This is a genomic window from uncultured Dysosmobacter sp., from assembly GCF_947631635.1.
Lineage (GTDB): Bacteria > Bacillota > Clostridia > Oscillospirales > Oscillospiraceae > Oscillibacter.
In genome coordinates this window covers 81381-94749 of the sequence record NZ_CANRMB010000002.1, presented here as the reverse complement: position 1 = coordinate 94749, position 13369 = coordinate 81381, and the positions used below count along the sequence as shown (strand labels likewise).

Annotated in this window: 9 protein-coding genes; 6 read left to right on the top strand and 3 right to left on the bottom strand. The window is 58.0% G+C overall.

Annotation, left to right across the window (positions count from 1 at the left end; translation table 11 throughout):
- Window positions 1-68 precede the first annotated feature (68 nt).
- The gene (locus Q0Z71_RS02145; RefSeq protein WP_298017587.1) at window positions 69-557 is read left to right on the top strand and encodes a DUF4330 family protein; all 489 of its coding nucleotides are present in this window, start codon (window positions 69-71) and stop codon (window positions 555-557) included.
- Between the two features lie 179 nt (window positions 558-736).
- Here Q0Z71_RS02145 and hydA read toward each other — a convergent pair whose 3' ends face one another.
- Entirely contained in the window at window positions 737-2113 is a 1377-nt protein-coding gene (gene hydA, locus Q0Z71_RS02140) for a dihydropyrimidinase (RefSeq protein ID WP_298017584.1), read from the bottom strand.
- A gap of 217 nt (window positions 2114-2330) precedes the next feature.
- Between hydA and Q0Z71_RS02135 the strand changes: the two genes are divergently transcribed.
- The gene (locus Q0Z71_RS02135) at window positions 2331-4511 is read left to right on the top strand and encodes a 5'-nucleotidase C-terminal domain-containing protein (protein ID WP_298017581.1); all 2181 of its coding nucleotides are present in this window, start codon (window positions 2331-2333) and stop codon (window positions 4509-4511) included.
- Between the two features lie 546 nt (window positions 4512-5057).
- Here the strand turns inward: Q0Z71_RS02135 and Q0Z71_RS02130 are convergent.
- Window positions 5058-6248 carry an aminotransferase class V-fold PLP-dependent enzyme gene (locus Q0Z71_RS02130; RefSeq protein WP_298017579.1) on the bottom strand — a complete coding sequence of 397 codons (1191 nt, stop codon included), beginning with the start codon at window positions 6246-6248 and terminating at the stop codon, window positions 5058-5060.
- Between the two features lie 190 nt (window positions 6249-6438).
- On the opposite strand from Q0Z71_RS02130, the gene Q0Z71_RS02125 reads away from it, so the two are divergent.
- Window positions 6439-7863, top strand: a complete 1425-nt coding sequence (locus Q0Z71_RS02125; protein ID WP_298017575.1) for a PLP-dependent aminotransferase family protein — start codon at window positions 6439-6441, stop codon at window positions 7861-7863.
- Window positions 7864-8230: 367 nt separating this feature from the next.
- Here Q0Z71_RS02125 and Q0Z71_RS02120 read toward each other — a convergent pair whose 3' ends face one another.
- Entirely contained in the window at window positions 8231-8377 is a 147-nt protein-coding gene (locus Q0Z71_RS02120; RefSeq protein WP_298017571.1) for a hypothetical protein, read from the bottom strand.
- Between the two features lie 107 nt (window positions 8378-8484).
- Between Q0Z71_RS02120 and Q0Z71_RS02115 the strand changes: the two genes are divergently transcribed.
- The 3 genes from Q0Z71_RS02115 to Q0Z71_RS02105 all read left to right on the top strand — a co-directional run bounded on the left by Q0Z71_RS02115 (window position 8485) and on the right by Q0Z71_RS02105 (window position 13310).
- Window positions 8485-9657: a MalY/PatB family protein gene (locus Q0Z71_RS02115; protein WP_298017568.1), complete on the top strand. Its 1173-nt coding sequence runs from the start codon at window positions 8485-8487 to the stop codon at window positions 9655-9657.
- Window positions 9658-9704: 47 nt separating this feature from the next.
- Window positions 9705-11051 (top strand): Na+/H+ antiporter NhaC family protein, encoded by a 1347-nt coding sequence (locus Q0Z71_RS02110; protein WP_298017566.1) that lies wholly within the window; start codon window positions 9705-9707, stop codon window positions 11049-11051.
- 249 nt (window positions 11052-11300) lie between these two features.
- Window positions 11301-13310, top strand: a complete 2010-nt coding sequence (locus tag Q0Z71_RS02105) for a sigma-54-dependent Fis family transcriptional regulator (protein ID WP_298017563.1) — start codon at window positions 11301-11303, stop codon at window positions 13308-13310.
- Window positions 13311-13369 lie beyond the last annotated feature (59 nt).

Here is a 13369-nt window from a genome sequence, read left to right as displayed (position 1 = left end):
ACAATATCTGACGAACATTGTCCACACGGGAAAAACCGGACGCGCCAGCGTCCGTGATGGAGGAGACCATGGAACAAAAAGCAAAACACATTGGAAAATTCAATATCATCGATATCATCGCGGTGATCCTGATCCTGGCGGTGCTGGCGCTGGTGGGCGCAAAGCTCCTGAGCAGAGGGAGCGGCGAGAGCGTCCAGCGGGACATGACCAAAGTCACCTATACGGTCCGGGCGGAGGGCGTACCGGCGGAGCTGTATGAAAACTGCAAGGCCCATCTGCCCTCTCCGCTAATGGCCTCCGGCGCCCTGGTGGGCGGCGAGATCGTGGCGGTGGAGCAGACGCCCTACTATGTGCTGGACGCCGGCGGCAATTGGGTGGAGGATGCCGCACACACCACCCTGCTGTTCACGGTTGTCACAGAGACCCCCACCGCCGAGGTGATGACCACCAAGGTGGGCGAGCAGGAGGTCCGCATCGGCAAGACGGATTATATCCTCAAAAGCGAGTTTATCGAATTCCAGGACGTCACCATCGTGGACGTGGTCTGGGGAGAATAAGCGGAGAGAGGCCCCATGCCGGGGCCTCTTTTTCAATTCCGGCTGCATTTTGGGGAGAGAACACAGAGGATAAAGCTGGAAAGCAAACATGCAGCGGCCATGGGGCACTTGCAATACCCAAGGGCCTTTCCTGATACAAAAAAACAGCTCCGCCCGGTTGGGGGCGGAGCTGTCTGCGGTCACAGGGAGCATTTTCCACGGGCCATGTACCGGCCCTGGGGCGTTTCCATCAGGACCTTGCCGTTTTCCACGGCCAGACTGCCCCGGAGCCACACCTGCCGGATGCCGCCGGCGGTGACAAAGCCCTCATAGGGGTTGTAATCCACATTGGCGGCGCAGTCGTCGGCCCGGATGACATGGCTGGCGCCGGGATCGTAGACCACGATGTCCGCGTCGCTGCCGGGCTTGAGGGTGCCCTTCCGGGGGAAGAGACCGTACAGCCGGGCGGGGTTTTCGCACAGGGCCTTGCACATCTTGGCGGCGGTGATGCGTTTTTTCGCCACGCCGTAGGACCAGATCAGCTCGCCCCGGGTCTCCACGCCGGGCAGGCCGCCGGGGATCTTGGTGAAGTCCTCCCGGCCCAGTTCCTTCTGCGCCAGGGTGAAGGAGCAGTGGTCCGTGGAGATGGTCTGGATCTCCCCCCGCTTCAGGGCCTTCCACAGGCAGTCCTGCTCCGCCTTCTCCCGGATGGGCGGGGCACAGACGTACCGGGCCGCCTGGGACCAGTCCTCGTTGAAATAGACGCTCTCGTCCAGCAGCAGATACTGGGGGCAGGTCTCCACATAGACCTTTTGGCCCCGGGCCCGGGCGTGCTCCACCTCTTTCAGGGCTTCATGGTTGGTCAGGTGGACGATGACCACCGGGCAGTCCGCCGCCTGGGCGATGCGCAGCAGGCGGCTCACCGCCTCCGCCTCCAGATAGGGCGGGCGGGTCAGGGGATGGCTGGCGGGGGAGAGGTCTCCGGCGTTTTTCCGCTCCGCGATCATGCCGTCGATAACGCCGGCGTTTTCGCAGTGGACGCCGCAGATGCCTCCCAAGGATCTCAGCTCCTTCAGCGCCCAGTACATGTCCCGGTCGCCCACCATCATGGCGGGATAGGTCATATACATCTTGAAGGAGGAGACGCCCTTGGCGAACATGTCCGGCAGCTCCGCCCGGATGGATTCGTTCCAGTCGTCGATGGTCATGTGGAAGCCGTAATCGCAGAAGGTGCGGCCGTCGGCCTTCCGGTGCCACAGGTCCAGGCCGTGGTGCAGGGATTCACCCTTGTTGGGGCAGGCGAAGTCGATGACCGTGGTGGTGCCGCCCCGGAGAGCAGCCCGGCTGCCGGTGGTGAAGTCGTCCGCCGTGGTGGTGCCCGCCACGTCCAGGTCAAAATGGGTGTGGGCGTCGATAAAGCCGGGGAACAGCAGACAGCCGGACACATCCACGATGCTGTCCGCCTCCGCGCTGATGTTCCGGCCCAGGCTCACGATTTTTTCGCCGTCGGCCAGCAGGTCGGCCCGCTTCATGCCGGCGCCGCTCACCACAGTGCCGCCCTTGAACAGTGTTCGCATATGCAATTCCTCCGTTCCGTGATCTTGTATCCAATATAACATACCTTGGACAGGATTTCCAGGCATTGGCCGGGATTTCAAAAAGCTTACAAATTTGACTGCCTTTTTTCTAACGGTTCCCCCATTTTTTGGCTGTTCAATCGACTGAAATATGATATAATAAAAAAGACAAACTGGAAGGACCAGTTGTCGGTGAAAAAAACAAGGAGGAAAAAGAATGAAGAAGAAAATTCTGTCCCTGCTTCTGGCTGTGGCCATGATGTTCTCCCTGGCTGTTACAGCCAGCGCGGACGAGACCAAGGGCTCTTTGGATGGAAGCATCGTCATCCTGCACACCAATGACGTCCACGGCGCCATCGGCGGTTATGCAAAGGTGGCCGCATTGAAGGAGGCCTACAAGGCCGAAGGCGCCTATGTGCTTCTGGTGGACGCCGGCGACTTCAGCCAGGGCGATCCTACCGTCAGCGTGTCCGAGGGCGCAACGGCCATCGAACTGATGAATATGGCGGGATATGACGCGGCCGCTCCCGGCAACCATGAGTTCGACTATGGCTACGCCAACCTGACGGAGCTGGCTGAAAAGGCCGAGTTCCCCATCGTGGCCGCCAACATCGAGTACAAGGGCAAGGTGGCCTTCAACGACCATGTGGTCTTCACCGCCCCCAACGGCACGAAGATCGGCGTGTTCGGCCTGGACACCCCCGAGACCGCCACCAAGGCCCACCCCGCCAAGATCAAGGGCGTGGAGTTCCTCGCCGGCAAGGAGATGTTCGCCTGCGCCCAGGCGCAGGTGAAGGCCCTGAAGGCTGAGGGCTGCTCCTACATCGTCTGTCTGGGCCACCTGGGCATCGATGACGAGTCCGCGGGCAACCGTTCCATCGACCTGCTGAAGGCCGTGGACGGCATCGACGTGTTCATCGACGGCCATTCCCACTCCACCCTGGAGGAAGTGCAGGAGGCAGCTGCCGGCATCAAGACCCCCGTCACCTCCACCGGCACGAAGCTGGCCAATGTGGGCGTCGTGACCATCTCCCCCAAGGGTGAGATCACCACGGCCAGCCTCTCCACCGACACGCTGGTCTCCAGCGACAAGGAAGTCGCCGCCCGCGCCGCCGCCATCCAGAAGGAGATCGACGACGATTACGGCACCGTGTTTGCCGAGACCGAGGTGGACCTGAACGGCGCGAAGGCCCCCGGCAACCGCACCGAGGAGACCAACCTGGGCAACCTGATCACCGACGCTCTGGTCTGGGGCGCCAAGAAAAACGGCGAGAGCGTTGACGCGGCCGTGACCAACGGCGGCGGCATCCGCGCCTCCATCGACAAGGGCGACATCACCAAGAAGGATATCAACACCGTTCTGCCCTTCGGCAATACTCTGAGCATCGTCAAGGTCACCGGCGCCGAGCTGCTGGAAGCTCTGGAGGCCTCTACCTACTGCACCCCCACCGCCATCGGCGGCTTCCCCCAGGTCAGCGGCATCGTTTTCACAGTGGATACCAGCAAGACCTTTGACCAGGGCGATCTGTATCCCGGCTCCACCTATCATGAGCCCAACAGCATCAACCGCGTGAGCATCCAGTCCGTGGGCGGCAAGGCTTTCAATGAAAAGACGGTCTACACCATCGCCACCAACGACTTCATGGCCGCCGGCGGCGACACCTACTATGCCTTCAGCGCCGCTTCCTCCAACTACGATCTGGGCATTGCCATGGATGAGGTGGTCATGGACTACATCACCACCGAGCTGGATGGCGTCGTTGCCAAGAAGGCCTATGGCGAGCCCGAGGGCCGCATCACCATCAAGGCCCCTGTCAGCGAGCTGCCCTTCACCGACGTGGCTGTCAGCGACGCCTATTATGAGGCTGTGAAGTACTGCTACGACAACAACATCTTCAAGGGCACCACGGATACCACCTTCGCGCCCGCCTCCACCCTGACCCGGGGCCAGATGGTCACGGTCCTCTGGCGCATGAACGGCTCTCCCGAGCCCAAGGCCGCCAATCCCTTCGGCGATGTGGCCGCGACCTCTCCCTTTGTCAAGGCCATCGCCTGGGCCGCGGAGAACGGTTTGACCAAGGGCACCACAGATACCACCTTTGCCCCCGGCCAGGCCATCTCCCGCCAGCAGTTCCTGACCATCCTGTACCGCTACGCCCAGTTCATGGGCTATGACGTCTCCGTGGGCGAGGACACCAATATCCTCTCTTATCCCGATGCCGGAAGCATCGGTGAGTACGCCATGCCCGCCATGCAGTGGGCCTGCGGCGCCGGTGTCGCCGACGGCATCGACGGCAAGCTGGCCCCCACCGCTCCCGCTCCCCGCTATCAGGTCGCTGAGTTCCTGGCGAACTTCAGCCAGAAGGTTATTCCCGCGGTGACGGCCAAGGCCGCCTGATCGATTCTGCTGAAAACACCGCGGGGGTCTGAACTGCCCCAGTAGAAGCGGATCATAAACAAATTCCCCCCTGATGTAGAAAAATAAAACTACATCAGGGGGGGGATTGTTATGGCCGGAAAATATAAAAAAGCAAACGTGCGCTTTTCCGTGCCATGATCTGCACAAGCTGCCGCTTTTGCGGCTTTCCAACCGCTCTACCGGTGGGAGCATTCTTTAAGCGGACAGGCACATGGACAAATTCTCCTTCTGGAATATCCACGCCCTCGATCTTTTCCCATTGACTTTCCTATCAAACGCATTTGTTCACGCACAATAGAGTACGCTCAGGGAAAAACTTCTGGTTTTGTACCTATGATATCTGCCGGGATGTCTATATCGCTTTTTTCAGGGACACTTCTTCTGACATAGAAACCGCATAAATTGCTGCAGTCGATAAAGAGTTCCAAACCATTGCTTCACAAGGGCTTGGAGATAAAAACAACCTGCCCGGTTCCCACAAATGACGCACATTTGTTCAGATCGGGCAGGTTGTTTCAGACAAGGTTAGTCAGCGGCTTCAAAGGCCTGCTGGAGATCCGTGATGATATCCTCAGGCGCTTCCAGACCGACGGACAGGCGGATCAGACGGTCAGAAAATCCGGCGGCTTCGATCTCTTCCTTCGTGCACATGGAGTGCGTCATGGAGGCGGGATGCTGGATCAGCGTCTCGCAGTCACCCAGACTGACTGCCAACGTGCAGAGCTTCACACAATTCAGCACTTTCTTTGCCTCTTCAAAGCTGCCCATCTCAAAGGAGACCATGCCTCCGAACTGCTTCAGCTCCTTCCTGGCCACAGTGTAGTCCGCATTGCTCTCCAGACCGGGGAAGAACACCTTTTTGACATAGGGGGATTTGGTGAGGAAATCTACGACCTTCAGCGTGTTCGCGCAGACAGCGTCCATGCGGATCTTCAGTGTCTTCAGGCCGCGGAGGATCAGATACGCCTCCTGGGGTCCCAGCACTGCGCCGGTCACATCCTTCAGGCCCACCAGACGAATGGTATCCATCAGCTCCTTGCGGGAGACGGAGAAGCCTGCGACCACATCGCCATGGCCATTGAGATACTTTGTGGCACTGTGGACAACAATGTCGGCACCCAGGGACAGGGGCTTCACCAGCAGGGGAGTGGCGAATGTATTGTCCACCACGACCAGGCATTCAGGGGCCACCTGATGCACATAAGCGGCCACGGCCTCAATGTCAATGACCTTCATGCTGGGGTTGGCAATGGTCTCGAAATAGACCATTTTGGTGTCGGGACGAAGGGTGGACTTGAACAGTTCCATATCGCTCATATCAATGGAATCCACCTGAATGCCGAACTTCGGCAGGGTCTCGTTGATCAGGGCAAAGGTGCAGCCGTACAGGGTGCGGTCCGCCACCAGATGATCGCCGCAGCGGAGCAGGGAGAGCAGCGTACCGGAGATCGCGCCCATGCCGGAGGAGAACGCAGCGCAGTCCTCGCCGCCCTCCAGGTGAGCGATTTTTTTCTCCAGCTGATCTGTGGTGGGATTCCCCAGACGGGAATAGATGAAGCCGTCCTCCTGACCGGAAAAGCGGCGGCCGCCCTGTTCGGCACTGTCAAACACAAATGTGGAGGTCTGGAAGATGGGAGTGGACAGTGCGCCCGCCGGATTCTTTATATGTACGCCGTGCAGAATGTCGGTGGATACGCTGTATGTATGATCGTTCATGGTATCGTTCCTTTCGTTTCTCTTTTGTAAGTCGATTTGTTTTACGCATTTTAAACATTTGACAAACATGCTATAATCCATTTATAGCATCTGATTTTACCTTCCACAATCATTTGGAGCTTGAAAGTGTTGCGGACAGTTGATAAACTGTATGGGAACACTTTGCTGCGGAAAAGGAGCATGTTCTCGTATGGAGCCCCTTCACTTACAGCGTGACGGTGAAAAAAGCCTGCACTATCAGATTTACACAGAGATCAAAAACCAGATCCTGCGTGGGCATATTTTGCCTGGGACTTCGCTTCCGTCCTATCGCTTTATGAGCCGGAAATATGGCGTGAATATCTCTACGGTCGAAAAAGCCTATGACATGCTGGAGGTGAACCGCTATATCCAAAAGCGCCACGGGAGCGGCTGCTACGTTCTGCCGTTAGACAGCCTGGAATTCTATTCTGACACCGTTATGCTGGACAGCTTTGAGCACGGGCAGAGCCTGTCGGAAGGGTGGATCGACTTTGCGAGCAGCACGCCGGTCGTGGGGATAGAGGAGTCCCGGAGCTTTGCCGGACTCATTCAGAAGCTGGCGCAGGACAAGCCGGAAGAGCTGCTCCGGCGTCCTCCGACCCGCGGGATTCCCGCGCTTCGGGATGTGATCTGCGAGAACTTTGCCCAGAGGGGAGAGACGGTCTGCCCGGAGCATCTGCATATTATCAACGGATGCCAGCAGGGGATCAATTTGATCTGTCAGTCCATCATCAGCAAGAACTCTGTGGTGCTGGTGGATGATCCGGGCTATTCCGTGGCAACGAATTCCTTTCAGCGGGCCGGGGCGCAGATCGAGACAGTTTCCATGGAGGAAGATGGGCCGGATCTTGCGGCGCTTGAGGGCATCTTGTCCCGTATTCCTGTCGATTATTACTACACCATGGCAAATTTCCAGTGCCCCACCAATGTGACATTCAGCCCCGAAAAGCGTGCGGCCATTTTAACGCTGGCCGAGCAGCACGGATTTGTGATCATTGAGGACGACTGCTTAGGGGAGCTGTATTTTGAAGGCGGGCAAAAAAGCACGCTCTGGAATACCAAGGCACACGACCAGGTCATCTATCTGACCTCTTTTTCAAAGTGTCTGGCTCCGGGGCTTCGTCTCGGCTATATGGTGGTCCCGGAACGGTTTGAACGCCGGATCACCGCCGCGAAGTTCAACGCGGATGTCGCCACGCCGGCCATCATGCAGGAGGCCCTGGCGCTTTACATCAAGCAGGGCTTATATGAACGGCATATTCAGACGCTGCGGCAGGACTATGCGCGCAAGCGGACACTGATGCGGCAGATGATCGAGGCCTCCCGCTTTTTGAGCCTGCCCTATCACAATGAAAGCGGCGGCGCATTTTTCTGGGTCCAGCTGCCGGAAAATGTGGAGTCTGTCGAACTTTGGAGCCTTCTCCAGCGGCAGAATATCAAGGTGATCCCCAGCATTGCCTGCAGTCAGCAGGCAATGAAGCGTCATTTTATCCGTTTGAGTTATGCGGGATGTGATGAAGAAATGATCCGCACCGGCATGCTGCAGATCCAGCGGGAGACGGAACGGCTGTATCTGGTTCCGCCGCGCGTATAGAAAATCGTATGGATACGGCTGAGCTGTATCCATACGATTTTCTATACGTAGATGACGTACCATGTGTGGCATGTTTCTTTGCATATCCGCTGAGAATGCGAGGAGTATACGCGGCGCTGCAGACCGTATATGCGGCCCGCTGTGCCTGACTTCATAGGAAACGCACATGCGCCTTGCGCACTGGCGGACCCTCGGCCCGTCGGTTGAACAGGCGCATGTTCTCCTTTTCGGCTGCGTTGGCTATCTATGCATGCCTCTCTGGTCACTATGGTAAAAATGCCAAATCTCAACGAGAATACCTCTATATTATTAGATGAATAAACAGGATAATTTGACGATTATCCGATTTTAACCAGTTTTATCCCGTTTATAGGAGCGTTTCCCCAGTTTCCGCCGTTTTTGAAAAGGCGGCGGTGATTCCGGGAATAACCGCTGTTTTTTCTGCTTTTTCTCTGTTTTTACGCAGAAAATCTGAAAAAACAAAGGTTTTTTGTACATTTTTAAAATGTGGCATGAAATTTGCTTTATAGAATTGCGAACGGGCAGATGAAAAAGGCGCCCTTTTCATCCGGAAGGGAGGAGGACGCCCGCACCGGAATCATATCGAAAGGAGAGAGCTGTATGAACTACAATTTTGACGAAATCGTCGACCGCTCGCAAAACTACGCTGCGAAGTTCGAGGAAGCCGAACTTCACTACGGTACCAATCAGGTCATCCCCCTGTGGATCGCCGACATGGATTTCCGTACCGCACCCTGCATTGTGGATGCGATCAAGGAGCGGGCTGACCAGGGCATTTTCGGTTATACCTGGCGGACACCCAGATATTTCGAGGCCGTGGCAGCCTGGCAGGACCGGCGCAATGGATGGCGTCCCGATGTGGAGCGGATGGCGTTCGCACCTGGCGTGGTGCCCAGCATGCGGATGATCCTGACTATGTTTACCAAGCCGAGGGACAAGATCATCATCCAGCAGCCGGTATACCATCCCTTCGCGGACGTTATCCAAAACACAGGGAGAGAGATGGTGGTCAGTCCTTTGAAACGGGATGAGGACGGCTATTACACCATGGATCTGGAGGACTTTGAGGCCAAGATCAAAGATGTGAAGTTCTTCATCCTCTGCAATCCCCATAACCCCGTGGGCCGGGCCTGGACACGGGAGGAGCTGGAGGCTGTGGGCAATATCTGTGTGCGCCATGGCGTGGAGATCATCTCTGATGAGATCCATTCCGACCTGATGCTGGATGGCCACAAGCACACCTGCATGGCCTCCGTCTCCCCGGAGATCGCCGCCATTACCACCACCTGCATCGCCCCCAGCAAGACCTTCAACCTGGCAGGGCTTCAGTCCTCCAGCGTGGTGTTCAACACCGTGGAGCGGAAAGACGCCTATGTGGCTGAACTCAAGCGGATGGATATTGCCCGCAACAACTGCTTCAGCCTGGTAGCCACCATGGCCGCCTATGAGCATGGAGAGGAGTGGCTGGAGGAGCTGAAGGTATATCTCGGAGACAATATGCGTTTCATCAACGACTTCTGCAAAGAGCGTATCCCCGAGCTGAAGCCCAACCGTCCAGAGGCCACGTATCTGAACTGGATCGACGCAAGAGGCCTGGGCATGGACGACGAAGCCCTCCAGCGCTTCTGCGTGGAAAAGGCCGGTGTGGCCTTTGGCAAGGGCACCGACTTCGGCTTTGGCGGAAGCGGCTTCCTGCGGCTCAACGCCGCCTGCCCCAGAGCTACCATCGAAAAGGCTTTGACCCAGATGGAGAAGGCCATCCGGACCCGCTGATCCTGTTGTCCCTACAGGCATTATGTTACATATAGGAGAGAGAAAAAATGGATAAACAAAAGAAACTTGGCGCGTTAGCATTTCTTCCCCTAATCGTGTTCCTGGTTCTGTATGTAGGTTGCGGAATCACCTTTACTCTGATGGGGGTCGAGAGCCCCTTCAACCAGTTTCCCCGTCACGTGGCCCTGCTGGCCGGTATCGCCGTAGCCCTGGTGCTGGCTCCCTCTGTGAAGGTCAGCGAGAAGCTGGATGTGTTCTGTGAGAGCATGGGCAACTCCGGCGTCATGATGATCATCCTGATCTATCTGATGGCCGGTGGTTTTCAGGGCGCTGCCGCTGCCATGGGCGGTAAGGAATCCGTTATCAACCTGGCACTGCACGCCATCCCGGTCTCCCTGCTGATTCCCGGCGTGTTCCTGATGTGCTGCTTCATTTCCACCGCCATCGGCACCTCCATGGGCACCATCGCCGCCATGGCTCCTGTGGCGATCGGCGTGGCCCAGGGCGCTGGCTTGAACCCCGCCATTGTGGGTGCTGCTGTTATTGGCGGCTCCTATTTTGGCGACAACCTGTCCATGATCTCTGACACCACCATTTCCGCCGCGCAGGGCTGCGGTTCCGAGATGAAGGATAAATTCCGCATGAACTTCTTCATGGCCCTGCCCGCCGCCATCATTGCCATGGTCCTGTACGCTGTGCTGGGCGGCAAGGGTTCCGGCGCTATCGAAGCTGGGGCGTACAATATCATCCAGGTCCTGCCCTATATCGTGGTTCTGATTACCGCCCTGCTGGGCATCAACGTGGCTGTGGTGCTGTTCGTGGGCATCCTGATGACCGGCGTCATTGGCCTGGCGCAGGGGACTGTGGGCTTCTTTGATTGGGTCCAGGCCATCGGCGGCGGCATGAGCGATATGTTCAGCATCAGTATCGTTGCAGCCCTGATCTCCGGCATCATCGGCCTGGTCCGCTATTATGGCGGCGTGGAGTGGCTGGTCAATGCCATCACCTCCAAGATCAGTAGCCGCCGCGGTGCCGAGTATGGCATTGGCCTGCTGTCCGGCGTTCTGTCCGCCGCACTGGTCAACAACACCATCGGCATCATCGTCACCTGCCCCATCGCCAAGGAGATCGGCGGCAAGTATGGCATTGCTCCTAAGCGCCTGGCCAGCCTGGTGGATATCTTTGCCTGCGCGTTCCTGGCTCTGATGCCCCACGACGGCGGTATCCTTATCGTTACGGAGCTGGCTGGCTGCACGCCTCTGGACATTCTGCCCTACTCCTTCTATATGTTTGCGCTGATCGTCTTCACCTGCGTGACGATCCAGTTTGGCCTGCTTCGGACGCCTGAGGAAAAAGCCTATAGCCAGGAACAGGCGAAGACGGCCCAAAAGTGATATGGGCAAAACCGTAAACAGGATCGAAATACCAGCCATTAAAATCGCCATGTGCATCTGATTTGGGCACTCGGGAGATGATGGCTTCTGCACTGACCATCCGGAAGGTGGAGACTAGAGGCGCGGGCAGTTCACTGCCCGCGCCTCTTTGCTCCTTCTGCGGTTCCCAGGCGGCGCTTCGTTGACAAGATTTCCGCCGGACGATATAATGAAAACCGATATTAACTTTGTTCAGAAGGGAGCCCGCTCATGAAAAAGACCATCGGCATCATCACCAAAAGCCAGGATATGGCCGACTTTTACACCGGACTCCTGCACGGACTCTTCGGCGATATGGCGGACATCTGCGCCGCCAATCTGGAGGACAGGAGCATTCAAAAGCTCCGGGGCTGTGATCTCTACCTGGTCAGCGTCACCAGCTATGACCTGATCTACCACAGCTGGGCCAGGGACTGCCTCCCCCCAAAGGCCCGGACAGTCCAGGCTTCCATCACCTTCACCCGAAAGGCGGTGGAGACGCTGAAAGATTATCCTGAGGGCACGAAGGCCCTGCTGGTGAACCAGACCCGGCACATGGCGATGGAGAGCATCTCCCAGCTCTACCATCTGGGCATTTCCAACATCGAGTTCCTGCCCTACTTCCCGGGGGCTGAGATGGTCCCCGGTGTTTCCGTCGCATTCTCCCCCGGCGAGGCGAAGCTGGCCCCGCCCGGCGTCACCGTGGTGGACCTGGGGTCCCGCTGGCTCACCGCCAATACCGTCTGTGAGATCGCCCTGCGGCTGGGAAACTCCTTCTTTTTGGAAAGCCGGCGGTTTGCCGACTATACTGCCGCCTTGACGGGCGTGGATTACTCTCTGCAAAAGCTCTCCTATAACAACCTGACCATGGAGAACAAGCTGGAGCTGATCCTCAACGCGTTGGACGCCGGCCTTGTCTGTGTTGATGAGAACGGCCTCCTCACCCTGGTAAACCGGGCGGCGGAGACCCTGCTGGGCATGGACCGCTCCCAGCTGCTGGGCCGTCCGGCAGCGGAGGCTCTGCCGGAGCTGTCCTTTGACCAGAGACTGGGGCCCACCCTCGTCAACATCCTGGGGCGGGACCTCAGCGTTACTGCGGCTCCGCTGTGTGTCCGGGAGCAATCCCTGGGGGCGTTTGCCATCCTCAGGCCCTTCCAGGAGATGGAGGCCCAGCAGGCCACGCTGCGCCTGCAAAAGAGTCCCAAGAGTCATCGGGCCAGGTATACGTTTCAGGATATCGCAGGCGGCAGTCCTGCGATCCGAAAGACCAAGGAGATCGCCTGCCGGGTGGCGGGGAGCAGCGCGTCCATTATGCTGGACGGGGAGAGCGGCACTGGCAAGGAACTCTTCGCCCAGGCGATCCATAACGCTTCCCCCCGGAAGGGCTGCCCCTTCATCGCCGTCAACTGCGCGGCACTGTCGGAGACACTGCTGGAGAGTGAACTCTTCGGCTATGAGGAGGGGGCCTTTACCGGCGCCAAAAGGGGAGGAAAGGCCGGACTTTTTGAGTATGCCCACCGGGGGACGCTGTTCCTGGATGAGATCGAGACCATCAGCCCCGCCTTCCAGGCAAAACTCCTGCGGGTCCTTCAGGAGCAGGAGGTGGTCCGTATTGGCTCTGTGAACCCCATCCCGGTGGACGTTCGGGTCCTCTCCGCCACCAACGAGGATCTGGCGGCCCGGGTTCAACAGGGGAGCTTCCGCAGAGACCTGTACTATCGTCTGAATGTCATCCCTCTCCACATTCCCGCGCTGCGGGAGCGGCAGAGCGACATCCTTCTGTTAGCGGATATCTTTCGCCAGGAATTCCACGCCGCCTTTACCCTGAGCAAGCCCGTTCAGGAAGCTCTGGTCCGCTACAAATGGATGGGCAACGTGCGGGAACTCCGGAATTGTATGGAGTATCTCCACCATATGGGGCTCCGGGAGGTGACCCTGGAGGATCTGCCGGAACAGTTCCGCACTTACGCGGACCCTCTGGATGTGAGAATTTCCAGAGGGGAGTGGGGGATCTGGCGGGTTCTGGGGGAATTGTATCCCAAGCGCCGGGGGATCGGCCGTCAGGGATTGGTCCACGCATGTGAAAAGATGGGTGTGCCGATCTCCGAGCATGAGGTCCGCGTAGAGCTCCGCCGCCTGCTGGATGCAGGCTGGCTGGCGGTGGGACAGGGCCGTGGCGGCACCCGCCTGACGGAAGCGGGCTATGCTCATTATCTGGAACTGCTGGACCAGCAAGAATAATTCAATGACGGCCGATGCCGGGCACTATAAAAAGAGGGTCTGGTATCGACCGTCGTTTT